This is a genomic window from Streptomyces sp. NPDC001902 (assembly GCF_042891295.1).
In the GTDB taxonomy this organism is placed as follows: Bacteria; Actinomycetota; Actinomycetes; order Streptomycetales; family Streptomycetaceae; genus Actinacidiphila.
The window spans coordinates 121,224-145,122 of the sequence record NZ_JBIATA010000004.1; the positions used below are offsets into that span (position 1 = coordinate 121,224).

Here is a 23,899-nt window from a genome sequence, read left to right on the forward strand (position 1 = left end):
GGGGGCCGACCCCGGAAAGGCCCGTCCGCCACGGCTTCCCGGGCCGAGTGCGCGACCCCACAGGCGTCGCCCACGACATCGCGTCGGTTTGACGATTACACTGGGCGGCGTGCCTCAACTTCGCCTCGCCCTGAATCAGATCGACTCCACCGTCGGCGACCTCGCCGGGAACGCGGAGTCGGTCGTGCGCTGGACCCGGCACGCGGCCGAACAGGGAGCCCACCTCGTGGCCTTCCCGGAGATGGCGCTGACCGGGTACCCCGTGGAGGACCTCGCCCTGCGCTCCTCCTTCGTCGAAGCCAGCCGTGCCGCCCTGGAGGCCCTCGCCGAGCGCCTGGCGGCCGAGGGCTTCGGAGAGCTGCCGGTGGTCCTCGGCTACCTCGACCGCAGCGAGAAGGCCCAGCCCCGCTACGGCCAGCCCGCGGGCTCACCGCGCAACGCCGCCGCCGTGCTGCACGGCGGGAAGGTCGTGCTGAAGTTCGCCAAGCACCACCTGCCGAACTACGGCGTCTTCGACGAGTTCCGCTACTTCGTGCCCGGCGACACCCTCCCCGTGATCCGGGTGCACGGGGTCGACGTCGCCCTCGCCATCTGCGAGGACCTGTGGCAGGACGGCGGCCGGGTGCCCGCCACCCGCACCGCCGGCGCCGGTCTGCTGCTCTCCGTCAACGCCTCCCCCTACGAGGTCGCCAAGGACGACACCCGCCTGGACCTGGTGCGCAAGCGCGCCCAGGAGGCCGGCTGCACCCTCGCCTACCTCGCCATGATCGGCGGGCAGGACGAGCTCGTCTTCGACGGCGACTCGATCGTCGTCTCCGAGGACGGTGAGGTGATCGCACGCGCCCCGCAGTTCGAGGAGGGTTGCGTCCTGGTCGACCTCGACCTGCCCGCCGCGGACGCCACCAAGGTGCCGGGCGGCATCGCCGACGACGGCCTGGAGATCGAGCACATCACCCTCTCCGCCGAGCCGCTCCCCGCCTACGAGCCCGAGGTGCACGGCGGCGAGGCCCCGCGGCTGGGCGACGACGAGGAGGTCTACACCGCGCTGGTCGTCGGCCTGCGGGCGTACGTCGCCAAGAACGGCTTCCGCTCCGTGCTGATCGGCCTCTCCGGCGGCATCGACTCCGCCCTGGTCGCGGCCATCGCCTGCGACGCGGTCGGGGCCGCCAACGTCTACGGCGTCTCCATGCCGTCGCGGTACTCCTCCGACCACTCCAAGGACGACGCCGCCGAACTGGCCCGGCGGACCGGGCTCAACTTCCGCACCGTGCCGATCGCCCCGATGTTCGACGCCTACATGGGCTCCCTGGGGCTGACCGGACTGGCGGAGGAGAACCTGCAGTCCCGGCTGCGCGGCACGATGCTCATGGCCATCTCCAACCAGGAGGGGCACATCGTCCTCGCCCCGGGCAACAAGAGCGAGCTCGCGGTCGGCTACTCCACGCTGTACGGCGACTCGGTCGGCGCGTACGGGCCCATCAAGGACGTCTACAAGACGACCGTCTTCCGCCTCGCGCAGTGGCGCAACCAGGCCGCGGCGGAGCGGGGCCAGACCCCGCCCATCCCCGAGAACTCCATCTCCAAGCCGCCCAGCGCGGAGCTGCGGCCGGGCCAGGTCGACACGGACTCCCTGCCGGACTACGACGTCCTGGACCGGGTGCTGGCGATGTACGTCGACCAGGACAAGGGGCGCGACGCGATCGTCGCCGCCGGGTTCGACGGGGAGCTCGTGGCGAAGGTGCTGCGGATGGTGGACACGGCGGAGTACAAGCGGAGGCAGTATCCGCCGGGGACGAAGATCTCCGCGAAGGGGTTCGGGAAGGATCGGAGGCTCCCCATCACGAACCGCTGGCGCGAGCACGCGTAGCGAGTGCCCGGGGTTGTGGTTGCGGCCCGTCGTTGTGTGCGGGTTGTTTGCGCCTGCGGCGGGCATCCCCCACCACCCGCCCGATTGCCCGGCGCGGTCGGTGCGGGCCTACGCATCGTTGGTGTGGGGTCGGGGCCGCGCCGGGCAATCGGGAGGGCGGGCGGGGGAGAAACCCCAACCGCGACACACAACGGCGCCGCACACGAGGCACCGGGCCAGGTCAGCGCACGCGCTCCCGCACCGCGGGCGGCTGCCCGGACACGACGACCCGGGACAAAGAGGACCCCGCATCGGAGCCCGCGCGCCGCTCCCACAGGCCCGCGACCGTCGCGATCGCGAGCCCCGTGACCGCCAGCACCGCGCCCGCCACCGCCGGGGCGGTGTAGCCGAGGCCGTGCGCGAGGACGACCCCGCCGAGCCAGGCACCGCCCGCGTTGGCCAGGTTGAACGCGGCCTGGTTCGCGGAGGAGGCCAGCGCGGGGGCGTGCCGGGCCTTCTCCATGACGAGCATCATCATGGGCGACCCCGTCGCGAACGCCGCGATCCCGAGCAGGACGACCGTGAGCGCCGCGCTCCAGCGGGCGTGCGCGGTGACCGTGAACAGCAGCAGGACGACCGCGAGCGCGCCGAGCCCGCCGAGCAGCGCGGGCCGCAGGGCGCGGTCGGCGAGGCGGCCGCCGAGGAGGTTGCCGATCGTCGCGCCGACGCCGAAGAGGGCGAGCACCAGCGTGACGCTGCTCTCCCCGAACCCGGCGACCTGCGTGAGCATCGGCGTGACGTAGCTGTAGACCGCGAAGACCGCGGCGAAGCCGAAGATCGTGGTGCCCAGCGCCAGCCAGACCTGCCCGCTGCGGAAGGCCGACAGTTCCCGGCGCAGGCCGCCGCCCGGGGCGAGGGGGATGCGGGGCACGAGCAGGGCGATGCCCGCGATGGCGGCGAGGCCGATGATGCCGACGGCGAGGAAGGTGGCGCGCCAGCCGAGGTGCTGGCCGAGGAGGGTCGCCGCGGGGACGCCGACGATGTTCGCGACGGTGAGCCCGGCGATCATCAGGGAGACGGCGCGGGCCTTGCGCGCAGGGTCGACCATGCCCGCGGCAACGACCGCGCCGACGCCGAAGAAGGCACCGTGCGGGAGTCCGGACAGCACGCGCCCGGCGAGCAGCCAGCCGAAGCCCGGGGCGAGGGCGGAGAGCGTGTTGCCGACGGTGAACAGGGCCATGAGGGACAGGAGCAGGGCCTTGCGCGGCATCCGCGTGGTGACCGCGGCCAGGAGCGGGGCGCCGATGACGACCCCGAGGGCATAGCCGGAGACGAGGTAGCCGGCGGTCGGGATGGAGGTCTGCAGGTCGTCCGCGACGTCGGGCAGCAGGCCCATGATCACGAACTCCGTCGTACCGATGCCGAATGCGCTGATCGCCAGTGCGAGCAGGGCGAGAGGCATGACAGGCCTTTCCGGGGCAGGGTCGGGAGCAGTTATTAGTTTAACTGCGGAACAAAGTCTGCCCGGCCCGTTCTTCCCGTGGGCGAAGAACTCGTTACGGGAGTGCTACCTTCGCCGCCACCGGGCGGTGATCGCTGCCCGTCGCGGGCAGCACCCAGGAGGCGGTCGGCTCCAGGCCCCTGACGAGGATCTGGTCGATGCGGGCGGTCGGGAAGCCGGCCGGCCAGCTGAAGCCGAAGCCGTCGCCCGCGGCGCCCTGCGTGGACCGCATCTGGGAGGTGATGTTGGCGAGCGCGCGGTCGTTCATCGTGCCGTTGAGGTCGCCCATGAGGATGACGTCGGGCAGCTTCTCGTCCGCGACGGCCTCCCCGAGCGCGTCGGCGCTGCGGTCGCGCTCGCCGGCGGTGAAGCCCGCGTTGAACTTGACCCGCACCGAGGGCAGGTGCGCGACGTAGACCGCGACCTTCCCGTGCGGCGTGGTGGCGGTGGCGCGCAGGGCGCGGGTCCAGCCGAGCCGGATGTCCACCGGCCGCACCTGGCCGAGCGGGTACCTGCTCCACAGCCCGACGGTGCCCACCACGGCGCTGTACGGGTAGCGGGCCTTGAGCCCGGACTTGTAGACGGAGACCTTCCCGGCGGGGATCTCCTCCAGCGCGACGAGGTCGGCACCGGAGCCGATGAGGTCCTGCGCGGTGCGGGCGGGGTCGGGGTTGTCGGCGTTGACGTTGTGGGTCAGCACGGTGAGGTCGCCCCCACCGGCGTCCTTGTCCGTGAGGAGCCCGCCGAAGAAGTGCAGCCACACCACGATCGGCAGCAGGACGGCGATCAGCGCGGTCGCCGAGCGCCGCAGCACGCCGACCACCAGCAGCACCGGGAGCGCGAGCCCGAGCCAGGGCAGGAAGGTCTCCAGCAGGCTGCCCACGTTGCCGATCCGGTTGGGCACCGCGCCGTGAAAGGCCATCACCACGGCGATGGCGAGGGCCAGTACGGCCGTGACGATCCCCCGCCGCCACATGCCGTCGCCGAAGGACCAGAACCGCCGGAAGCGTCCGAAACGTCCGTTCGCACCCGAACCCTGCGGCCTGGTGCCGCCGTCGGTGGTCACGTCCGCGTCGTACGCCTGAGCCATGGGGGGAGTCCTCACTGTCTTGCCAGGTGCTCAGTCGACCATAGGCGATCGACGCCCGGAGGACGGGACTCGCCGGGCCACAGGTTCCCCCGCCGCCCGGCGAAAGGGCACCCTGTGACAGAACCAGGACATTCCCCCTTGTTCCCCCAGGCGTTCAGCGCCCGGCGCGGACGCCCTGCAGCACCGAGTCGACGATCAGCTCCGACAGCCCCTCCGGCAGTGCCGCGTCCGGCCGCAGCATCGAACGCGACAGCATGGGGCCGATGAAGAGGTCCCCGAGGAGTTCCGGGTCGATGTCGTCGCGGAGTTCGCCGCTGCGGATGCCCCGGCCCAGGACCTCGCGGACCTGGGCGCGCCGGGCCGCGATGACGGTGTCGTGGTAGGCGGCCCACAGTTCCGGCTCGTTCTGCACCTGGGCGAGGACGTTGCGCAGCAGGGCGGAGGAGCGCTTGACCAGGGCCCTGCGCCGTATGAATTCGACGCAGGTGACCAGGTCGTCGCGGACCGAGCGGCCGGCGAGCCGCGGGGTCTGCTCGTCGACGGACTTCATGACGTCGAGCATCAGCGCGTTCTTGCCCGCCCAGCGCCGGTAGACGGTGGCCTTGCCGACGCCGGCGGCGCGGGCGATGCGCTCCATCGACAGCTCCCCGATCGTGGCGCCCTCCTCCAGCATGCTGAGGACGGCCTCGATGATCGCGGTGTCGGCGGCGGCGCTGCGCGGACGGCCGCGCGGGAGGCGCCCGGCGGGCCCGGGGACCGTGCCGCCGCCGGGTTCCGTCGCCGCCCGGGTGCCGGTCACCGCTCCGCCCCCACCGGGCTGACCTCGCGTTCCTCTCCGCCCGCGGGACGCCCCCCGGCGGTCCTGCCGGGCAGGAAGACCACGACGACGAGCATGCCGAGCAGCGCGACACCGCTCGCGACGTAGGCGGTGACGTGCATGGCGTCGAGGAAGGCGTCGGTGGCCGGGGCGAGCAGCGCCTTGCCCGCGGGACCCATGCCCTCGGCCACGGCGCGCGTGGCCTCGATGGACTCGCCGGCCCGGTGCTGCACGTCGGCGGGGAGGCCGGTCAGGTGGTCCGCGATGCCGTCACGGTAGACCGTCGACATCAGCGAGCCCAGCACCGCAACGCCGAGCGCGCCGCCGACCTGCCGGAAGGTGTTGTTGACGGCGGAGCCGGAGCCGGCCTTCTCACGCGGCAGGGAGGACATGATGGCGACGGTCGCGGGCGGCATCACGTGGGCCATGGCCGTGCCCATGAGGAAGAACAGCACCTCCAGCTGCCAGATCGGGGTGTCGGCGTCGAGCAGCTGGAAGCCGAGGAAGCTGAGCGCTATCAGCGCGAGCCCGGCGGCGCAGGTGAGGCGGGCGCCGATCCGGTCGACGACCAGCCGGGCACGGGGCGCGAAGACGAGCTGGGCGACGGCGAGCGGGAGCAGCAGCAGGCCGGAGTCCAGGGCGCTGTAGCCGCGCACGCTCTGGGTGTAGAAGACCATGAAGAAGGTCACGCCCATGAGCGCGAAGAAGACCAGGCCGATCGCGGAGACCGAGGCCGAGAAGGTCGGGTTGCGGAAGTAGGAGACGTCGAAGGCGGGGTGGCTGCTGCGGGCCTCGTGCCAGACGAAGGCGCCGAGGACCACGAGGCCGCCGATGATGGCCGCCAGGGGCGTGGGGGCGGTGAAGTCGGCGAGCTGGCCGCCCTTGATGATGCCGTACACCAGCAGCACCAGGCCGACGATGGACAGCAGCACGCCGACGGGGTCGAGGCGGCCCGGCCGTGGGTCGCGGGAGTCCGGGACGATGAGCACCATCGCGAGCAGGGCGACGGCGATGATCGGCACGTTCACCAGGAAGACCGAGCCCCACCAGAAGTGGTCGAGGAGCAGTCCGCCGGTGACCGGGCCGATGGCTATCGCCAGGCCCACCGCACCGGTCCAGATGCCGATCGCCTTGGGCTGCTCCTCGCGCTCGAAGACGTTGATGATGATGGCGAGCGTCGCGGGCATCACGAAGGCGCCGCCGAAGCCCATGACCGCGCGGAAGGTGATCAGCTCGCCGGAGGAGCCGGCGAAGGCCGAGAGCACCGATCCGACGCCGAAGACGGCCATGCCGAACAGGAGCACCTTCTTGCGGCCGAGGCGGTCGCCGAGCAGGCCCGCGGTGAACAGCAGACCGGCGAAGACCAGTGTGTAGGAGTTGATCGCCCACTCCAGCTGACTCTGGGTGGCACCCAGGCCGGTCGGGGCGGGCTCGGCGATGGTCTTCATCGCGACGTTGAGGATCGAGTTGTCCAGGACCACCACGAGGAGGCTGAACAGCAGGACGGTCAGGATCCCCCAGCGGCGGCGGTGGACCGCCTCCGGGACGCTGGGGCTCTGCGGCTGGGCTGTGTCGGCGGGCATGCCGTCAACGTAGACCCGATTTCCGATACGGGACCGTCTCGTATTGTAAAACCTCGGCAAAAGGGGGAGTGACGGACGCCCCCCTTTGCGCGGACGGCGGCGCGTGTCAGCATGGAATCGGTCCGGGGACGCCGTCAGGGCGCCTCGAGATGACACAAGGAGCAGTTGCAATGACGCATGCCGTTCCGGCTGCCCAGACGCCCGCCCAGCCCGCTCCCGACAGCAGCAAGGCGCTGTACGGCGGCAAGGGGACACGGCGGATCACCGTCCGGGACATCGCCGCCGCCAAGGAGCGCGGCGAGAAGTGGCCCATGCTCACCGCCTACGACGCCATGACCGCCTCGGTCTTCGACGAGGCCGGCATCCCCGTGCTGCTGGTCGGCGACTCGATGGGCAACTGTCACCTCGGCTACGAGAGCACCGTCCCGGTCACGCTGGACGAGATGACGATGCTGTCCGCGGCCGTGGTGCGCGGCACCAAGCGCGCGATGGTCATCGGCGACCTGCCGTTCGGCTCGTACCAGGAGGGTCCGACGCAGGCGCTGCGCAGCGCGACCCGGCTGGTCAAGGAGGCCGGGGTGGGCGCCGTGAAGCTGGAGGGCGGCGAGCGCTCCGCCCAGCAGATCGACCTGCTCGTCCAGGCCGGCATCCCCGTGATGGCCCACATCGGCCTCACCCCGCAGTCGGTCAACGCCTTCGGTGGCTACCCGGTCCAGGGCCGCGGCGAGGAGGCCGCCCAGCAGCTGCTGCGCGACGCCAAGGCCGTGCAGAACGCCGGCGCCTTCGCCGTCGTGCTGGAGCTGGTCCCGGCCGAGCTGGCCGCGGAGGTCACCCGGATCCTGCACATCCCGACGGTCGGCATCGGCGCGGGCGTGGAGTGCGACGCCCAGGTGCTGGTCTGGACGGACTTCGCCGGGATGACCTCCGGCCGGGTGCCGCGCTTCGTCAAGCAGTACGCAGCGCTGCGCGAGACCCTCGGCGGTGCGGCCAAGGCCTTCGCCGAGGACGTCGTGGGCGGTGCCTACCCGGCTCCGGAGCACAGCTTCCACTGACCCTCCGACGACCTGTCGCGGCGCCACGCGCGACTTCCCCCTGAGGCGGTGCGACCCACCGCCGGCTTCCGCCCCGGGCACCCCCTCCCCGGGGCGGAAGTTTTTTCTGAGGACGTTGAGTACACCGGCCCTCACCCCCGTATGAGTGGGCAACCGCCCACCAGGGGTGGAGCACCGACGAGAAAGTGCCGGGGGCCGTGGCATGAACGTTCCGAAGTTGCGCCGATCGGTGGGGGCGGGGGCATTCGCCTCCGCCGCGCTGATCGTCGCCACCGCCTGCAACGCGGGCGTCGACAATGCCAGTCCCCCGGTGGGCGCGATCCAGGCGTCGCAGCCCGCGCCGGCGCCCGGCCTCCGGACCGTCGACAACGCCCAGCTCGGCAAGCTGGTCACCGACGAGAAGGGCTGGGTGCTGTACCGCTTCGAGCAGGACAAGCCCAACCCGCCGACCTCGACCTGCACCGGCGAGTGCGCGACCCAGTGGCTGCCGGCCGCCGCGGTCTCGGACACCCAGGTGCAGGGCGTGGACCAGAACCTGGTCGGCAGCGTGAAGCGCCCCGACGGCACGATGCAGCTCACGCTCAACGGAATGCCGCTCTACCACTTCGCGGGCGACAAGAACCCGGGCGACACCAAGGGCCAGGGCGCGAACCGCACCTGGTACGCGGCCACCCCGGACGGCGAGAAGGCCGGGGCGCCCGCGCAGCCGAAGAGCGCCTCCTCCGAGAACGGGTCAGACGGGTACTGATGGGACAGCAGGCATTGAGAGGACTCGACCCCCAGCGATCAGTAGGGCAGGATGCGCTCGTGGCCGACCATCGCTCAGGTGGGGTCCCCGAAGAGGACCTCATGCGGGCGCTCTACCGCGAACACGCGGGTGCGCTCTTCGCATACGTTCTTCGGCTGGTCGGCGGTGACCGCTACCTGGCCGAGGACGTCGTGCAGGAGACCCTGCTGCGCGCGTGGAAGAGCGCGTCCCGGCTCGACCCGGGCGCCCGTTCCCTGCGGCCCTGGTTGGTGACGGTCGCCCGGCGGATCGTGATCGACGGCCACCGCAGCCGTCAGGCACGGCCCCCGGAGGCCTCCCCGGCCGCCCTCGACCAACTCCCGGCCGAGGACGAACTCGAACGCTCCCTGAGGCTGATGACGATCTCCGACGCACTGGATGATCTCACCGAGGCCCACCGCCAGGTGCTGATCGAAACGTACTTCAAGGGCCGGACGGTCAACGAGGCCGCGGCGGCGCTGGGGGTACCGCCCGGCACCGTGCGCTCGCGCGTCTTCTACGCCCTCCGCTCCCTGAAAATCGCTCTTGAGGAAAGGGGTGTGACCACCTCGTGACGGTCTACGGTTACGGCTCCGGGGCAGGTACCCCCCACGACCCGCACGTCGACGTCGGGGCGTACGTCCTCGGCGTGCTCGACGACGCCGACATGGCGCGCTTCGAGGAACATCTCGCCATCTGCCACCAGTGCGGACAGCAACTCGACGAGCTGAGCGGCCTCGTGCCGGTGCTCGCCGAACTCGCTCCCGCCGGCGCCGGAGTGCCCCTCCCGCCCAGCGGCGACAAGGTGCTCGGACGTCTCCTCGGCAAGGTGTCGGACGATCGCAAGACCCGCGCCCGGCGCAGGATGTTCGCGCTCGCCGCCTCGGTGGCGCTGATCGTGGCGGGCCCCACCGTCGCGGTGCTCGCCTCCGGTGGCGGCTCCGACGACGCCCAGGCCAGGGTCTACGCGGAGCAGTTCAAGGGCACCGACAACTCCACGGGCGTCAAGGCGACGGTCGGTGTCAACGAGAAGAAGTGGGGCAGCGAGGTCGGCCTCACCCTCGCCGGGGTCCAGGGCCCGCTGACCTGCCGCCTGGTCGTCGTCGGCAAGGACGGCTCCCAGCAGACGGTCGGCACCTGGAGCGTCCCGACGGCCGGCTACGGCACCTCCGACCAGCCCAACCCGCTCACGCTGGACGGGTCGGCGGGGATGCAGCCGGACTCCATCTCACGGTTCGACGTCGTCACGTCCCAGGGGCAGCGGCTGGTGTCGGTCACCACGTAGGCCTGAGGGGCCGATGCCCGAGGGGGGACGCGCGGTGCGCGTCCCCCCTCGGGCGTTCTCCGGTGGCGTCGCGTGGGCGGCCGGGGGCGCGTCGGCACCGTGTCGGTGAGGCTGTCAGCGATATGTCGGCGCCGTGTCGGTGAGGCGCGCGACCGTGGCGGCATGACACAACGAGATGCCAAGAGCGCGGACGCCGCCGTCAGGGTGCGGGGGCTCGTGAAGCGCTACGGGGAGACGAAGGCCCTCGACGGGGTGGACCTGGACGTGCGGCAGGGGACCGTGCTCGGCGTGCTGGGGCCGAACGGCGCCGGGAAGACGACGCTGGTGCGGATCCTGTCCACGCTGATCCGTCCGGACGCCGGCACGGCGATGGTGGCCGGTTACGACGTGGTGGCGCAGCCCCGGCAGCTGCGCCGGGTGATCGGGCTGACCGGGCAGTACGCGTCGGTCGACGAGTCCCTGTCGGGCCGCGAGAACCTCTACATGATCGGCAGGCTGCTGGACCTGTCCCGGCGGGACGCCCGGAGCAGGGCGGACGAGCTGCTGGAGCGGTTCTCGCTGACGGACGCCGCCCGCAAGCCCGCCAAGGAGTACTCCGGCGGCATGCGCCGCCGCCTGGACCTGGCGGCGTCGATGATCGGCCGCCCGGCGGTGCTGTACCTGGACGAGCCGACCACCGGCCTGGACCCCCGCACCCGCAACGAGGTGTGGGACGAGGTGCAGAACATGGTCGCGGACGGCTCGACCGTGCTGCTGACCACGCAGTACATGGAGGAGGCCGAGAAGCTCGCGCACGAGCTGACGGTCATCGACCGCGGCCGTGTGATCGCCGGCGGCCGGGTCGAGGAACTGAAGGCGAAGGTCGGCGGCCGGACCCTGCAGGTGAGGCCGGTGGACCCCGGGGAGCTGGACGCGATGGCGACGGCGCTCGGCACGGGGACGCAGGCCGTGCCGGACCACGCGGGCGGGGTGCTCAACGTGCCCATCCTCAGCGACGAGCAGCTGACGGACGTCGTGGCCGCGCTCGGCGCGCACGGCTTCGCCATCGCCGGCATCGACACCCATCTGCCCAGTCTGGACGAGGTGTTCCTGGCCGTCACGCGCGGCAGCGGCACCCGGGACCGAGAGGAGCTCGCGGCATGACCGCCGTCACCGTCCCCGCGGGGAACACCAAGGCCGCCACCGCCGATCCGCGGATCGGGCTGCGCGCCAACCTCCGGCACATCGGCGCCCTCGTGCGGCGCAACGTCCTGCAGATCCGGCAGGACCCGGAGTCGATGTTCGACGCGCTGCTGATGCCGATCGTCTTCACGCTGCTGTTCGTGTACGTCTTCGGCGGCGCGCTCGAGGGCAGCCAGGAGAAGTACGTCAACTACATGGTGCCCGGCCTGATGGCCATGATGGGCATGAACATCGCCATGGCCGTCGGCACGGGCGTCAACTCGGACTTCAAGACCGGGGTGATGGACCGCTTCCGCACGATGCCCATCGCCCGCTCCTCCGTGCTGATCGCGAAGATCGTGGTGGAGATCGGCCGGGCGCTGGTCGCCACGGTGATCCTCCTCGTGATGGGCTTCATCCTCGGACTGCACGTGGACAACGGTGTGTTCGGGCTGGTGGGCGCGGTGGTGCTGTCGCTGACCTTCGGGGCCTCGCTGATGTGGGTCTTCATCCTCCTGGGTCTGGTCGCCCGGACCCCCCAGTCCGTCCAGGGACTCGCCATGATCGTCGTCCTGCCGCTGCAGTTCGGGAGCTCGATCTTCGCCAAGCCCACGACCATGCCGGGCTGGCTGGAGGCCTTCACCCGCTACAACCCGCTGTCCAACCTCGCCGACGCCTCCCGCAACCTGATCAACGGCGGTGCGGTCGCGCACTCGGCGATGATGACGCTGATGTGGGCCGTGGGCATCACGGTGATCAGTGCGCCGCTGGCGGTGGCGAGGTTCCGCAACAAGACCTGATCCTGGAGGCATGGACCCCGTCGAGGCGCTGGACCGGATCGCCTTCCTGCTGGAGCGGGACGGCGCCCCGACGTACCGGGTCCGTGCCTTCCGCGGGGCCTCCGCCGCGGTCTCCGCGATGCCGCCGGAGGAACTCCGGCGGCGCGCGGAACGGCCGGGTGGCCTGGAGGAGGTCAAGGGGCTCGGCCCGAAGACCGCCGCCGTCGTCCGGGAGGCGCTGGCGGGCGACCGGCCCGCCTACCTGACCCGGCTGGCGGAGGGCGCCGCGGGCGCGGTCAACCGGCCGGAGGGCGACGCGGGGCAGCGGATGCGGGCCGCGCTGCGCGGCGACTGCCATCTGCACTCGGACTGGTCCGACGGCGGCAGCCCGATCGAGACGATGGCCCGCACCGCGGTGGAGCTGGGCCACGAGTGGGCGGCGCTCACCGACCACTCCCCGCGGCTGACCGTCGCCCGGGGGCTCACCGCCGAGCGGCTGCGCGCCCAGCTGGAGGTGGTGGCCGAGGTCGGCGCCCGTCTCCCCGGCTCCTTCCGGCTGCTGACCGGCATCGAGTGCGACATCCTCGCGGACGGCGCCCTCGACCAGAACGCGGAGCTGCTGGACCGGCTGGACGTCGTCGTCGCGTCCGTCCACTCCAAGCTGAGGATGGACCGGGACGAGATGACCCGGCGGATGATCTCCGCGATCAGCAATCCGCTGGTGGACGTGCTGGGGCACTGCACGGGACGGCTGGTGGCCGGCAAGCTGCGCCCGGAGTCGGAGTTCGACGCGGACCTGGTCTTCGCCGCCTGCGAGCGCTTCGGGGTGGCCGTGGAGATCAACAGCCGCCCGGACCGGCTCGACCCGCCGCGGCGGCTGCTGCGCAAGGCCGTGGAGGCCGGGGTCCTCTTCAGCATCGACAGCGATGCCCACGCCCCCGGCCAGCTGGACTGGCAGATCCACGGCTGTGCCCGCGCCGAGGAGTGCGGCGTCCCTCCGCAGCGGGTGGTGAACACCTGGGACGCGGACACCCTGCTGCGCTGGACCCGCACCCGTGAGGTGCCGGCCGCAACGTCTCAGGTCTGAGCCGGTGCCCGGTCCACGGGCAGTCCGAGGAGTTCCCGCAGGCCCGAGCTGTCCGGTTCCGCTCCGTCCTGCGGGGACACGGCCGCGTCCACGGCACGGTCCAGGGCGGCGTGGACGCCCTCGTCGAACTCCAGGTGCCTGCCGCGTTCCCAGTCCAGTTCCCAGCGGGCCCGGCCGTCCTCGACCAGGGCCGCCAGCGCCAGGGAGTACAGCCCGTCCGCGGCATCGGCGCGGGCACGCGCCCGCAGGGAGTCGTCGAGGAGCATGTGGCCCCCGTGACCGGGGCGCGGCATGCAGTCGACGACCTCCGGCCAGCGCCCGGCGTCGAGGGCGTCCAGCAGCATCCCGAGGTCCGCGGGGGTGCGCAGGACGGCGCGGGCGGCCCGGAGCACCGGCGTCGTCTCGGCGCCGAGCTCCGCCGTCCCCACCTCGGCGGCCAGGTCCCGCCAGGGCAGCTGCCGCAGCCCGGCGGCCCCGGGGAGCGCCAGCACGGTGCGGGCACCGGTCGCCACGGGATCCCCGAGCAGGCCGGCGCCCGCCGGTGACGGCTCGCCGGGGACGGTCCCGGCGGCGTCCGCGGGCAGCGCCTCGATCGCCGCGACCCGCTCGCGCATCGGGGGGTGCGAGTCGTAGGGCGAGGTCTTCTCCCGGGGCGGGTCGGCGATCAGCCGCCGCTCCTCCTCCCGCCAGGTGCCGCTGTCCAGGAACGCGCCGAAGCCGGGGTGCACCTCCTCGGCCGGAGGGAGCAGACCGAGCGCGGAGCCGATGCCGGCGTACTCCCGGACGTAGCGGGTGTGCGCGGCGTCGAGCAGGGGGATGCGTCGCAGGGCGGCGGCGGTGGTGTCCCGTCCGGCGATCCGCGCGGCGGCGCGGTCCGCGGCCAGTTCCCCGAGGCGTGCCTGGGCCTGCGTCGTCCGCAGGCAGAAGCGGGCGTAGCCGGCGAACATCGAGCCCATCGCGTGGCCGATGCCGTTGCCGTCCTCGGCGTACCGCTCCAGGACCCGCATCAGGCCCGCGCGGTTGCGGGCGGCCAGCCCCGCCAGGAGGGTGTCGCGCCGGGCGAAGTGGCCGAGTTCGTGGGCGATGACCGCGTCGATCTGGCGTTCCGTCAGCCCCGTCAGGTACGGGATGCCGAGCACCATCCGCCGGCGCCCGGCGACCAGGCCGAGCACCCAGGAGCTCTGCCAGACGGCCGCCACCGGCTCCGCCACGAGCCAGAGCTCGACGGGGGCCGCCGTCTCCATGGCGTCGGCCACCCGGCGCACACGCGCCCACAGCTCCGGTTGCTCGTCCGCGGTCACCCGCACCCCGGCCGGCCGGTGACGGTTGACGCCGCGGACGGAGGCGAACAGGCCCGACACCAGCGGTGAGGCGAAGGCGACGCTGATGCCCAGGAACAGGAAGGTCACGTAGCCCTGTCGCAGCGCGACGTCGGTGAGGACGACGTCCGCGGCGACGATCGACGCGAGCAGGCCGACGGCCATGACGTAGAAGCCGAGCAGCAGCACGAGCAGCCGGACGGCCTGGAGGAACGCACGCATGCCGGAAGGGGTCTCCTGGGAGCCGAAGGGGGAGTCGCCCGCGACGGCCGAGCGGCGACGCGCCATGGTATTCCCGCACCGACCGCTGCTCAACGGCCTTTCCGGGGTGGGGTGGTGCGCTCCTCCCCGCGGTCAGGCGTCGGGCCGCAGGCGGAGCACCGTGGTGAGGGCGTGGCGGCCCTCGCCCTGGAGGATCTCGACGGGGAGCGGTGCGGGGAGGGGGCGGTAGGGGGTGCCGTCGTCGAGGGTCGCGCCGGGCGGGGGCGGTGGGGGGGCCAGGAGCGCGGCGAGCTGGGTGCGGAGGGGGGCGTCCAGCGGCGCGGTGGCGAAGGGGCCGTCGCCGAGGTCGAGGACGAGGGCGCGGGGGGCGCGGGGGGTGCCGGTGAAGCCGATGGCCTCGGCGTCCTGCGGGACGGCGTGGCGGAGCTTGAGCCAGTCGCGGCGGTCGGGGCGGTAGCGCTGACCGCGGCCCTTGACGACGAGGCCCTCGATGCCGGCCGGGGCGAGCGAGGCGTACCAGTGGACGGCCTCGTCGCGGTCGGTCGTCATGGGCACGGCCTGCAGCGGCGGCCCGAGCGGTTCCAGCAGCGCGACGAGGGCCGCGCGGCGTTCGTGGTACGGCCGGCCGCGCAGGTCGGTACCGGCGGTGGCGAGCAGGTCGAAGGCCGCGTAGTTGGCGGGGAGGTCGGTACGGCGGCGCGACCCGCGCAGGGCGCGGCGCTGGAGGGCGCCGAAGTCGACGCGGCCGTCCCGCCAGATGACGACCTCGCCGTCGAGGACGGTGCCGGCCGGCAGGGCCCCGGCGGCCTCCGCGATCTCGGGGAAGGTGGCGGTCACGAGCCGGCCGGAACGGGTCTGCAGGCGTACGGGGTCGGTGAGCACGACCATGCGGTGGCCGTCGAACTTCGGCTCGTAGGCGCAGCCGCCGGGGAGGGCGTCGGCCGCGGGTACGGTGTCGACGCGGCGGGCCAGGGCGACGCGCACGGGGAGCGGGAGGGGATCGGTCACGAGGGGGCGCCCGTCACGGCAGGGTGCCGCGGCCGGCGGGGTCGTCCAGGGCGGCCAGCGGGTCGCCGTGGTCGGCGGTGCGCTGCAGGACCTCCTCCGGGGTGAAGGCGAGGTCCTCCGCCTTCCGGCAGGAGGCGACCTCGTCCCAGGTGAGGGGCGCCGCGACGCCGGGGCGGTCGCGCAGCCGCAGGGTGTAGGGGCAGGCGGTGGTCTTCGCGGAGGCGTTCTGGGACCAGTCGATGAAGACCTTCCCGGCGCGCAGGCTGCGCGTCATCGAGAACACGACGAGGCCGGGGTGCTCGTCGCGCATGCGGGCGGCGAGTGCCTTGGCGTAGCCCGTGGCGGCGGCCTCGGTGGCGGGTCGCAGCGGCGCGTAGAGGTGGAGCCCCTTGCTGCCGGAGGTCACGGGGAAGGAGACGAGCCCGTCGTCCTCCATCATCTGCCGCAGGCGTTCGGCGACCCGGCAGCACAGGACGAGGTCGGCGCCCTCGCCGGGGTCGAGGTCGAGGACGAGGCGGTCGTGGGCGTCGCGTCCGCCGGCCACGGTCCACTGCGGGACGTGCACCTCCCAGGCGCCGAGGTTGGCCATGGTGACCAGGGCCGGGGTGGAGTCGACGACGATGTGCGGCTCGTCGGCCTCCCCGGCGGTGGTCACCCAGTCGGGCGTGCCACTGGGCGGGCGTTTGGCGAACCAGCGCTGGGCGTGCGGGCCCTCGGGGGCGCGGACGAAGGAGGCGAGGCGACCGGCGGCGTGCGGCACCAGCACCGGGGCGACACGGGCGTAGTACTGCAGCAGCTGTGCCTTGGTGTGACCGGTGACCGGGAAGACGACCTTGTCCAGGTGGGTGAGGACCACACGGCGGCCGTCCACCTCGACCGTCTGCCGGTCGGGCGAGGCTGACGGGGCGGGCATAGTCTGGAAAGTCCCCGGAAAGGGACGAAAGTATGCGATCCATGTGGAAAGGTGCGATCGGCTTCGGGCTGGTCTCCATTCCGGTCAAGCTCTACGCGGCCACCGAGGAGCACGGCGTCTCCCTGCACCAGGTGCACGCCGAGGACGGCGGCCGCATCCGCATGAAGCGGTACTGCGAGAAGGAGGGCAAGGAGGTCCCCTACGCGGAGATCGCCAAGGGGTACGAGGACGAGACCGGCCGCACGGTGGTGCTCACCGACGAGGACCTGGCCGCCCTCCCCCTGCCCAGCAAGAAGCTGATCGACGTGCTCGCCTTCGTCGACGCCGACGAGGTCGACCCGCTGTCCCTGTCGCGGGCCTACTACGTCGGCGCGGAGACCGCCGCCGCCAAGCCGTACGTCCTGCTCCGCGAGGCCCTGAGCAGCAGCGGCAAGGCCGCCGTCACCAAGATCGCGCTGCGCACCCGCGAGTCCTTGGCGCTGCTGCGCGTCCACCAGGACGTGCTGGTCCTGCACACGATGTACTGGCCCGACGAGCTCCGCGCCGCGGAGGGGCTGGCGCCGCCGGAGAAGGTCACCGTGCGGCCGCAGGAGCTGAAGATGGCGCAGAGCCTGATGGACACCCTTTCCGAGGACTTCGACCTGGAGTCGATGCACGACGAGTACCAGCACGCGCTGGACGAGCTCGTCGCCGCCCGGCTGGAGGGCGAACCCGTCCCCGAGATGGCCGAGGTCGCCGCCGCCCCCGACAACGTGGTGGACCTGATGGCCGCGCTCCAGGCCAGCATCGACGCCCGCGGCGGGGAGAAGGGCGGAGCGAAGAAGACCGCCTCCGGCAAGGCCCCGGCGAAGAAGACGGCCGCCGGAAAGGCCCCCGCGAAGAAGGCGGCGGCGAAGAAGACCGCGGCGAAGAAGACGACGCCCCGCAAGAAGGCGGGCTGAGGACACGTCAGACGGGCTCGCGCAGCAGCTCGACCGCCTCGGGGAAGGTGAGCCCCCGGCCCTCGCGGTAGGCCGCCGCGAAGTCCTCCTCGCCCAGGTGCCCGCGCAGCCGCACCGCGTCCTCGTCCATGCTCGTCCGCTCCCACGGGGTGCAGGCGGTCTGCCGCAGCGCGTCGTGCGCGCCCAGCACGACCGCGGCGCGGCGCGCGGGGCCGCGGACGTCGTCGCCGCTGCGCAGCCCGGCGATCCCGGTGAAGAGCGCGACGCCCGGCGGGAAGAGCAGCACGCCCATGCGCGGCCCGATGACCGGGCTGAGCGGATGCCCCTCCATGTAGGCGACGGACTCCGCGAGATGGCGCAGCCCCCCGTACGGGTCGCCCGCCATGCCGGTGAGCCAGCCGCGGATGGCGGCGAGCAGTCCGACGATGAACGAGGGCATGCCGCGCGGCGGGTCGGCCTGCATGGCGTCGAGCAGCGCGAAGGCCTCGTCCAGTTCACCGCGCCGGGCGAGCAGGGCGATGAGCAGCACCCTGCCGTAGTAGCCCGCGTCGTCGCCCACCGGCCGGAAGGACGCGGCCTCGGCGACTCCCGCGCGGATCAGCCGTTCCCCCTCCTCCAGGTCGCCGGCGTTGGCGAGGGCGTCGCCGAGGCGGACCATCATGATCGGCACGTGCTGGTACGCGCCGAGCTTGCGGGCGAGTTCGATGGCCAGGCGGCAGCTGTCCGCGGCACGCGCCCAGTCGCCGGCGTTGGCGCTCGCCTCGGCCTCCGCCGCCAGCGCCTCGGCCATGCCCCAGTCGTCGCCGACCCGGCCGAACAGCTCCCTGGCCTCGCGGATGTCGTCCATGGAGGCGTCGAGCCGGCCCTCCACGTCGTTCATCACCTTGGCACGGAACTGCAGCGCGAACGCCAGCTCCCACACCCGGCCGTGCAGCCGGCAGCTCTCCACCGTGCCGTCGATGAGCTCGGGCATGCGGTCGAAGCGACCGGTCAGCATCGCGCCGAGCACGCGGAACAGCCCGGGACGCATGCTGGACTGCGGCAGCTCCGGCGGGTAGGCCTCGATGATCGCCTCGCCCAGCCCGACCAGCCTCGGATCGTTCCACACGTCGTGCTCGCCCATGTACGCCAACACCTCGCCGGTGCGCACCCAGCGCCGCGCCTCGGTGAGTTGCCGCGGCGTCATCGGCAGCGGGTCCTCCAGCGGCCCGCGGTCCAGCGGCGGGAGCCGCAGCGGCTCGGCGAAGGCGTCCACCGGGCTCATCGCGGCCACCACGGCCGGCCAGTGGCCGATCTCGCTGCGGTAGTTGCGCATCTCCCAGAACCAGCTGCAGGCCAGCACCAGGCAGAGCGCCTCCTGCTCGTCCCCGGTGTCCACCGCCCGGCGGATCGCCGCCCGCAGGTTCTCGTGCTCGCGCTCCAGCCGGTCCAGCCAGAGCAGTTGGCACGGCCCGCGCAGCTCGGGGTCGGCGGTGCGCACGTACTCGCGGAAGTACGTGGTGTGGCGGCGCCCCACGGTGTCGCGCTCACCGGCCTCGTCGAGGCGTTCGGCCGCGTACTCGCCGATCGTCTCCAGCATCCGGTAGCGCGCGCCGTCCTCGGCGAGGTCGGCGACGACCAGCGACTTGTCGACGAGCGAGGCCAGGACGGAGGCGACGTCACGGGCGTCCACGTCGCCGCCGTCCTCGCCGCACACCGCCTCGGCGGCGGCCAGGTCCCAGCCGCCGGCGAACACGGCGAAGCGTCGCAGCACGGTCCGTTCGGCCTCGCTGAGCAGGCCCCAGCTCCAGTCGACGACCGCGCGCAGCGTCTGCTGCCGGGGCAGCACGGTGCGGCTGCCCGCGGTGAGGATGCGGAAGCGGTCGTCGAGCCGGTCCGCGAGCTGGCGGGGCGTCATCATCCGGAGCCGGGCCGCGGCCAGTTCGATGGCGAGCGGCAATCCGTCGAGCCTGCGGCACAGCTCCGCGCAGGCCTCCGGGTCCTCGTCCGGGGTGAAGCCGGGGCGGGCCGCCGCGCCGCGGTCGGCGAGCAGCCGCAGGGCGGGGGTCTGCGGCAGCGGGTCCAGCGGCCGGATCAACTCGCCGGGCACACCGAGCGGTTCGCGGCTGGTGGCCAGCACCGCCACACCGGGGCAGTGCGCGAGCAGCCGCTCCGCGAGCTCCGCGGCGGCGCCGATCACGTGCTCGCAGTTGTCCAGGACCAGCAGCATGCGGCGCTCCGCGCAGTACTCGGTGAGCTGCAGCAGCGGGTCCTTGGCCGCGGCCCCCTTCGCCTCTGCGGCCAGCGCCGCCTCGGTCGCCGAGGCCGCGTGCAGCAGCGTCTCGCGCAGGCCCAGCGCGTTCACCACGGCGACGGCCACGGTGCGCGGGTCCTCCACGGGAGCCAGTTCCGCGAACCAGACGCCGTCCGGCCAGCGCCCGGCGACCAGGTCGCCGGCCTCCTGCGACAGGCGGGTCTTGCCGGTGCCGCCGGGGCCCGTGACGGTGACCAGCCGCGCCACCGCCAGATCCGCGGCGATCGCGGACAGGTCCGCCTCGCGGCCGACGAAACTGGTCAGCCGGGCCCGCGCGTTGCCGAGCCGCGCCGGGCTCCCTGAGGGCGGCGCCGACGCGGCGGCCCTGGCGGGGGCGGGGGCGGAAGGATTCAGCAGCTCGGCGTGGAGGGCGCGCAGCTCCGGGCCAGGATCGGTGCCCAACGTGTCGGCGAGCTCGCGCCGCACCTCCTCGTACGCCACCAGCGCGTCGGCCCCCCGGCCCGCCTCGCGCAGCGCACGCAGCCGCAGCACCTGCACCGCCTCGTTCAGCGGATGGGCCACCGCCAGCTCCACCGCCTCCGGCAGCACCTGCTCGGCGCGGCCGAGCGCCACCTCGGCGGTGATCCGCAGCCGCCGGGCGTCCAGCCGCAGCGCGTCGTAGCGGGGCGCGACGGACCCACGGTCCGGAAGGTCGGCGAGCACCGGGCCGCGCCACAGCGCCAACGCGGAGTCCAGCGCCTCCGCGGCCTTGGCGGCGTCGCCGTCGGCGAGCGCCCGGCCGCCGTCCTCCACGAGCCGCTCGAAGCGGTACAGGTCCACGGCGTCCGGCGCGGCGACCAGGCGGTAGCCGCCGTCCACCGAGCCCACGGCCTCATGACCCACGGCCCGGCGCAACCGGGCGACCAGGGCCTGCAACGCCCCGGTCGCGTCGGCGGGCGGTTCGCCCTCCCACACCTCGTCGATCAGCGCCTCGGTGGTCCGCACCCGCCCGGGGCGCAGCGCCAGCGCGGCGAGCAGCGCCCTCAGCCGCGTACCGGCCAGCGGCACGACGGTGCCGTCGCCGCGGTGAGCCTGGGTCGTCCCGAGAATGCCGTAACGCACGCCCCCATTCTGTCCGAGCGGCGAGCGAGTCCGCCCCCGGGTTGTGATTGCCGCCCGGGGTGCGTTCTGGTGGGTCCGGTGGTTGCGTGCGGGTTGTTTGCGCCTGCGGGCGGCTGCGCCGGGCTGCCCAGGTGTTTGTGTGCGGCTCGATTGCGCCTGCGGCGGGCATCCCCCACCACCCGCCCGATTGCCCGGCGCGGTCAGTGCGGGCCTGCGCTCCATTGGCGTGGGGTCGGGGCCGCGCCGGCGCACGTCCTCAACGCTCGCGGTTTACCCCCACATCATTCCGCGCCGGGTCCGCCGCTCGTCGTTTCCGGGCGCACCCCGCCACACCCCCTCCCGTGTGTTGGGGCGGCTGACGGCCGGTGGGGGGGGTAAGTAGGCACCTGCGGCAACCCCGGAACGCCCTCTGAACCCCCACCGGCCGTCAGCCGCCCACACGACCGGAGGGGGTGTGGCGGGGTGCCCCCATGGGGGTCCCCCCGGCCGAAGGCTGGGGGCGTACCCCGGCGCGGCACCGACCCAGGCACACGATGCGCAGGCCCGCACTGACCGCGCCGGGCGATCGGGCGGGAGGGTGGGGGAGAAACCGCAACAGCAACAACCGCGGCGCCGCAGACGAAGAACCGGTCACATCTCTTCGCACCCCTCCGCCCGAAACTCCCCCATCGACGTCGTGGCGTTCCCGTCCCGGTCCGTACCCGGCGTCCCCCTCCCCTTGTACCAGCGGACCTGCCCGGGCTCGAGGCTCGCCAACTGCGCCGCCGTGAAGCTCACGTGCGCCGTCGACCAGGAGCCGTCGCGGGTCCAGCCGTACAGGCTGTACGTGCGGTGCGGCGCGAAGGGGGCCGTGGGCACCTCGGGTCTCCAGCCCCTGCCGCCGCTCTCCAGCGACCAGACCGTGAACCCCGTGGCCGTCTTGGCGCGGCTCCACCTGCCGAGGTCGGCCGAGGCGTCCGCGTGGTCGGAGTCGTAGAGCGTCGCCCCCTCGATGTGGCCCTGGCAGACGAGCATCACCCCCAGCGGCCTGCCGTCCTCGTTCACGGCGATGCCCGTGACCCCCGCGCCCTCGGGGCTGCACCCGGTCAGCGTGCCGCACACGGCGATGCCGAGCAGCGCCGGCACGGCGAACCTCTTCCACGTCATGGCTCCCCCGTCCTGACCCCGTCCTCGGGCCCCCCGGCCCCGGACGACTTCAGGGTGCGCCCGCCGTGACCCCAGCGGCGACGGAGCGGGTGCGATCGATGACGTATCGCAACGCGGTCGCGACCCGGGCGTCGCCGACGGGCCGCAGGAACGTCCGGCGTCGCCGGGGCGTTATCCCGCCGTGGGTGTGCCCGGCGGCGGCCGGATGGCATGATCGGGCGGCCAGCACCACGACCGATGTCGTTACCGCCTCCGCAGGAGCCCGCACGATGACCACCGCAGCAACCCGCAGTGAACGGCAGATCAGCCCGATCTTCCTGGGCCTGGCCGCGATCATGGCCGTGTCGGGCTGGGCGGTGTGGACGGAGTTCTCCACCAGCACCGGCTTCGCCGTGTTCCTGTTCGTCGTGTCCGGCTGGATCGTCTCCCTGTGCCTGCACGAGTACGCGCACGCGCGCACCGCGCTGCACGGCGGCGACATCTCGATCGGGGCCAAGGGCTACCTGACCCTGAACCCGCTGAAGTACACGCACGCGCTGCTGAGCATCGTGCTGCCGGTGATCTTCGTGATCCTGGGCGGCATCGGCCTGCCCGGCGGCGCCGTCTTCATCGAGCGGGGCAGGATCCGCGGCCGCTGGAAGCACAGCCTCATCTCGGCCGCGGGCCCGCTGACCAACGTGCTGTTCGCGATCGCCCTGATGCTGCCCTTCACCTTCGGCGTCGTCTCCCTGGACCAGGCCCACGCGCCCTTCGCGTCCGCGCTGGCGTTCCTGGCGATGCTGCAGGTCACGGCGGCGATCCTGAACCTGCTGCCGGTGCCGGGCCTGGACGGCTACGGCGTGATCGAGCCCTGGCTTTCGTACCGGACGCGGCGCCAGCTGGAGCCGTTCGGGCAGTTCGGGCTGCTGGCCGTCTTCGGTGTGCTGTGGATCCCCGAGGTCAACTCCGCGTTCTTCGGCTTCGTCGACTCGGTGATGGCGGTCTTCGGGATCCCGGACTGGCTGTCGAGCCTGGGCTACGCCTTCTTCCAGTTCTGGAAGGGCGACCCGTTCAGCCAGTGATCCGCTGCTCGGCGGACTCCCGCTCGGCCTTCGCCTTGCGCAGGTAGTACCAGCACATGTTGCTGGTGAGGCCCGCGATCAGGATCCAGAAGACACCGAGCCAGCTGCCCTCCACGAAGGACACGACGGCGGCGGCCACGGCGAGCGCGCACAGGACGAGCGCGTAGAGGGCGAGGCGGGGCATGGGGGGCGGCTCCTGTCGGGTCGGTCGCGAACCCGCCCATTGTCCCCCATGCCCCCACGGGCCTAGACGTCGGTCAGGCGCAGACCGGCGTGGGCCTTGTAGCGGCGGTTGACCGAGATCAGGTTGGCGACCAGCGCCTCCACCTGGTGCGCGTTCCGCAGCCGGCCGGCGAAGACGCCGCGGATGCCGGGGATGCGCGCGGCCAGGGCCTGGACCAGGTCGGTGTCGGCACGGCTGTCGCCCAGCACGAGGACGTCGGTGTCGATCGAGTCGATCTCCGGGTCCTCGAGGGTCACCGCGGACAGGTGGTGGAAGGCGGCGGTGACGCGGGACTCCGGCAGCAGCGCGGCGGCCTGCTCGGCGGCACTGCCCTCCTCCGGCTTCAGGGCGTAGGCGCCCTGCTTGTCGAAGCCCAGCGGGTTGACGCAGTCGACGACGAGCTTGCCGGCGAGTTCGCCGCGCAGCGCCTGGAGGGTCTCGCCGTGGCCCTCCCACGGCACGGCGACGATGACGACGTCGCTGCGGCGGGCGGTCTCCGCGTTGTCGGCGCCCTGCACCCCGAGGCCGAGTCGGTCGGCCGTGGCCTGGGCGCGGTCCGCGGCGCGCGAGCCGATGACCACCTGCTGGCCGGCCTCGGCCAGCCGGTACGCCAGGCCGCGGCCCTGGGGGCCGGTGCCGCCGAGGACGCCGACGACGAGGCCGGACACGTCCGGCAGCTCCCAGGGGTCCTTCGCCGGGGCCTTGGGGGCGGGGGTCTCATTGCCACTGTCAACAGTCATACCG

The 23,899-nt window shown here is 73.1% G+C and carries 21 protein-coding genes; 10 read left to right on the forward strand and 11 right to left on the reverse strand.

Annotation, left to right across the window (positions count from 1 at the left end; genetic code table 11):
• Window positions 1–109 precede the first annotated feature (109 nt).
• On the forward strand, window positions 110–1,867 hold the full coding sequence (locus tag ACFYYN_RS09285; RefSeq protein ID WP_500437764.1) for an NAD+ synthase: 1,758 nt from the start codon (window positions 110–112) through the stop codon (window positions 1,865–1,867).
• Window positions 1,868–2,087: 220 nt separating this feature from the next.
• On the opposite strand, the gene ACFYYN_RS09290 is transcribed toward ACFYYN_RS09285, so the two are convergent.
• The 4 genes from ACFYYN_RS09290 to ACFYYN_RS09305 form a co-directional block, all read right to left on the reverse strand.
• Complete coding sequence (locus ACFYYN_RS09290) at window positions 2,088–3,308, reverse strand: MFS transporter (RefSeq protein WP_500360250.1); 1,221 nt, start codon at window positions 3,306–3,308, stop codon at window positions 2,088–2,090.
• 94 nt (window positions 3,309–3,402) lie between these two features.
• Window positions 3,403–4,323: an endonuclease/exonuclease/phosphatase family protein gene (locus ACFYYN_RS09295; RefSeq protein ID WP_500545482.1), complete on the reverse strand. Its 921-nt coding sequence runs from the start codon at window positions 4,321–4,323 to the stop codon at window positions 3,403–3,405.
• Window positions 4,324–4,591: 268 nt separating this feature from the next.
• Entirely contained in the window at window positions 4,592–5,236 is a 645-nt protein-coding gene (locus ACFYYN_RS09300) for a TetR/AcrR family transcriptional regulator (RefSeq protein ID WP_500545280.1), read from the reverse strand.
• Window positions 5,233–6,837, reverse strand: a complete 1,605-nt coding sequence (locus ACFYYN_RS09305; protein WP_500545281.1) for an MFS transporter — start codon at window positions 6,835–6,837, stop codon at window positions 5,233–5,235. Before ACFYYN_RS09305 ends, ACFYYN_RS09300 begins: the two co-directional genes overlap by 4 nt.
• Before the next feature lie 170 nt (window positions 6,838–7,007).
• Between ACFYYN_RS09305 and panB the strand changes: the two genes are divergently transcribed.
• From panB to ACFYYN_RS09340, 7 genes are all read left to right on the forward strand, one after another.
• Entirely contained in the window at window positions 7,008–7,889 is an 882-nt protein-coding gene (panB, locus tag ACFYYN_RS09310) for a 3-methyl-2-oxobutanoate hydroxymethyltransferase (protein ID WP_500545282.1), read from the forward strand.
• A gap of 202 nt (window positions 7,890–8,091) precedes the next feature.
• Window positions 8,092–8,637 (forward strand): hypothetical protein, encoded by a 546-nt coding sequence (locus ACFYYN_RS09315; protein WP_499511531.1) that lies wholly within the window; start codon window positions 8,092–8,094, stop codon window positions 8,635–8,637.
• Entirely contained in the window at window positions 8,637–9,230 is a 594-nt protein-coding gene (locus ACFYYN_RS09320; RefSeq protein WP_089221762.1) for a sigma-70 family RNA polymerase sigma factor, read from the forward strand. The genes ACFYYN_RS09315 and ACFYYN_RS09320 overlap by 1 nt, the downstream gene beginning before the upstream one ends.
• Complete coding sequence (locus ACFYYN_RS09325) at window positions 9,227–9,940, forward strand: anti-sigma factor family protein (RefSeq protein WP_500322268.1); 714 nt, start codon at window positions 9,227–9,229, stop codon at window positions 9,938–9,940. The genes ACFYYN_RS09320 and ACFYYN_RS09325 overlap by 4 nt, the downstream gene beginning before the upstream one ends.
• Window positions 9,941–10,102: 162 nt before the next feature.
• Window positions 10,103–11,083, forward strand: a complete 981-nt coding sequence (locus ACFYYN_RS09330; RefSeq protein ID WP_500322266.1) for an ATP-binding cassette domain-containing protein — start codon at window positions 10,103–10,105, stop codon at window positions 11,081–11,083.
• Complete coding sequence (locus ACFYYN_RS09335; protein WP_500322265.1) at window positions 11,080–11,901, forward strand: ABC transporter permease; 822 nt, start codon at window positions 11,080–11,082, stop codon at window positions 11,899–11,901. Before ACFYYN_RS09330 ends, ACFYYN_RS09335 begins: the two co-directional genes overlap by 4 nt.
• A gap of 10 nt (window positions 11,902–11,911) precedes the next feature.
• The gene (locus ACFYYN_RS09340; protein WP_500545283.1) at window positions 11,912–12,967 is read left to right on the forward strand and encodes a PHP domain-containing protein; all 1,056 of its coding nucleotides are present in this window, start codon (window positions 11,912–11,914) and stop codon (window positions 12,965–12,967) included.
• Here the strand turns inward: ACFYYN_RS09340 and ACFYYN_RS09345 are convergent.
• The 3 genes from ACFYYN_RS09345 to ligD all read right to left on the reverse strand — a co-directional run bounded on the left by ACFYYN_RS09345 (window position 12,958) and on the right by ligD (window position 16,429).
• Window positions 12,958–14,574, reverse strand: a complete 1,617-nt coding sequence (locus ACFYYN_RS09345; RefSeq protein WP_500545284.1) for a M48 family metallopeptidase — start codon at window positions 14,572–14,574, stop codon at window positions 12,958–12,960. The genes ACFYYN_RS09340 and ACFYYN_RS09345 overlap by 10 nt on opposite strands.
• A 66-nt stretch (window positions 14,575–14,640) precedes the next feature.
• Window positions 14,641–15,516 carry an ATP-dependent DNA ligase gene (locus tag ACFYYN_RS09350; protein ID WP_500545285.1) on the reverse strand — a complete coding sequence of 292 codons (876 nt, stop codon included), beginning with the start codon at window positions 15,514–15,516 and terminating at the stop codon, window positions 14,641–14,643.
• Window positions 15,517–15,529: 13 nt separating this feature from the next.
• The gene (gene ligD / locus ACFYYN_RS09355; protein WP_500322259.1) at window positions 15,530–16,429 is read right to left on the reverse strand and encodes a non-homologous end-joining DNA ligase; all 900 of its coding nucleotides are present in this window, start codon (window positions 16,427–16,429) and stop codon (window positions 15,530–15,532) included.
• Window positions 16,430–16,470: 41 nt separating this feature from the next.
• Between ligD and ku the strand changes: the two genes are divergently transcribed.
• Window positions 16,471–17,370, forward strand: coding sequence for a non-homologous end joining protein Ku (ku, locus tag ACFYYN_RS09360; protein ID WP_500545286.1), 900 nt, complete (start codon window positions 16,471–16,473; stop codon window positions 17,368–17,370).
• Between the two features lie 7 nt (window positions 17,371–17,377).
• Here the strand turns inward: ku and ACFYYN_RS09365 are convergent, their stop codons facing one another.
• Together ACFYYN_RS09365 and ACFYYN_RS09370 are read right to left on the reverse strand one after the other, a co-directional pair.
• A complete protein-coding gene (locus tag ACFYYN_RS09365; RefSeq protein WP_500545287.1) occupies window positions 17,378–20,725 on the reverse strand; it encodes an ATP-binding protein in 3,348 nt (1,115 codons plus the stop codon).
• A 630-nt stretch (window positions 20,726–21,355) separates the two neighbouring features.
• Window positions 21,356–21,871, reverse strand: a complete 516-nt coding sequence (locus ACFYYN_RS09370) for a hypothetical protein (protein ID WP_500545288.1) — start codon at window positions 21,869–21,871, stop codon at window positions 21,356–21,358.
• Between the two features lie 269 nt (window positions 21,872–22,140).
• Here ACFYYN_RS09370 and ACFYYN_RS09375 point away from each other — a divergent pair, with 269 nt between their 5' ends.
• Window positions 22,141–22,932: a site-2 protease family protein gene (locus ACFYYN_RS09375; RefSeq protein WP_500545289.1), complete on the forward strand. Its 792-nt coding sequence runs from the start codon at window positions 22,141–22,143 to the stop codon at window positions 22,930–22,932.
• Here the strand turns inward: ACFYYN_RS09375 and ACFYYN_RS09380 are convergent.
• Together ACFYYN_RS09380 and npdG are read right to left on the reverse strand one after the other, a co-directional pair.
• On the reverse strand, window positions 22,922–23,116 hold the full coding sequence (locus ACFYYN_RS09380) for a hypothetical protein (RefSeq protein WP_499511543.1): 195 nt from the start codon (window positions 23,114–23,116) through the stop codon (window positions 22,922–22,924). The genes ACFYYN_RS09375 and ACFYYN_RS09380 overlap by 11 nt on opposite strands.
• 62 nt (window positions 23,117–23,178) lie before the next feature.
• The gene (gene npdG, locus ACFYYN_RS09385) at window positions 23,179–23,895 is read right to left on the reverse strand and encodes an NADPH-dependent F420 reductase (protein ID WP_500545290.1); all 717 of its coding nucleotides are present in this window, start codon (window positions 23,893–23,895) and stop codon (window positions 23,179–23,181) included.
• Window positions 23,896–23,899 lie beyond the last annotated feature (4 nt).

What these genes read in the sequence shown, in the direction of transcription:
- ACFYYN_RS09290 (WP_500360250.1), bottom strand. Translation starts at nt 3,308, where the DNA reads ATGCCTCTCGCCCTGCTCGCACTGGCGATCAGCGCATTCGGCATCGGT.
- panB (WP_500545282.1), top strand. Translation starts at nt 7,008, where the DNA reads ATGACGCATGCCGTTCCGGCTGCCCAGACGCCCGCCCAGCCCGCTCCC.
- ACFYYN_RS09375 (WP_500545289.1), top strand. Translation starts at nt 22,141, where the DNA reads ATGACCACCGCAGCAACCCGCAGTGAACGGCAGATCAGCCCGATCTTC.
- ACFYYN_RS09340 (WP_500545283.1), top strand. Translation starts at nt 11,912, where the DNA reads ATGGACCCCGTCGAGGCGCTGGACCGGATCGCCTTCCTGCTGGAGCGG.
- ACFYYN_RS09315 (WP_499511531.1), top strand. Translation starts at nt 8,092, where the DNA reads ATGAACGTTCCGAAGTTGCGCCGATCGGTGGGGGCGGGGGCATTCGCC.
- ACFYYN_RS09295 (WP_500545482.1), bottom strand. Translation starts at nt 4,323, where the DNA reads ATGTGGCGGCGGGGGATCGTCACGGCCGTACTGGCCCTCGCCATCGCC.
- ACFYYN_RS09345 (WP_500545284.1), bottom strand. Translation starts at nt 14,574, where the DNA reads ATGGCGCGTCGCCGCTCGGCCGTCGCGGGCGACTCCCCCTTCGGCTCC.
- ACFYYN_RS09320 (WP_089221762.1), top strand. Translation starts at nt 8,637, where the DNA reads ATGGGACAGCAGGCATTGAGAGGACTCGACCCCCAGCGATCAGTAGGG.
- ACFYYN_RS09305 (WP_500545281.1), bottom strand. Translation starts at nt 6,837, where the DNA reads ATGCCCGCCGACACAGCCCAGCCGCAGAGCCCCAGCGTCCCGGAGGCG.
- npdG (WP_500545290.1), bottom strand. Translation starts at nt 23,895, where the DNA reads ATGACTGTTGACAGTGGCAATGAGACCCCCGCCCCCAAGGCCCCGGCG.
- ACFYYN_RS09370 (WP_500545288.1), bottom strand. Translation starts at nt 21,871, where the DNA reads ATGACGTGGAAGAGGTTCGCCGTGCCGGCGCTGCTCGGCATCGCCGTG.
- ACFYYN_RS09335 (WP_500322265.1), top strand. Translation starts at nt 11,080, where the DNA reads ATGACCGCCGTCACCGTCCCCGCGGGGAACACCAAGGCCGCCACCGCC.
- ku (WP_500545286.1), top strand. Translation starts at nt 16,471, where the DNA reads ATGTGGAAAGGTGCGATCGGCTTCGGGCTGGTCTCCATTCCGGTCAAG.
- ACFYYN_RS09330 (WP_500322266.1), top strand. Translation starts at nt 10,103, where the DNA reads ATGACACAACGAGATGCCAAGAGCGCGGACGCCGCCGTCAGGGTGCGG.
- ligD (WP_500322259.1), bottom strand. Translation starts at nt 16,429, where the DNA reads ATGCCCGCCCCGTCAGCCTCGCCCGACCGGCAGACGGTCGAGGTGGAC.
- ACFYYN_RS09380 (WP_499511543.1), bottom strand. Translation starts at nt 23,116, where the DNA reads ATGCCCCGCCTCGCCCTCTACGCGCTCGTCCTGTGCGCGCTCGCCGTG.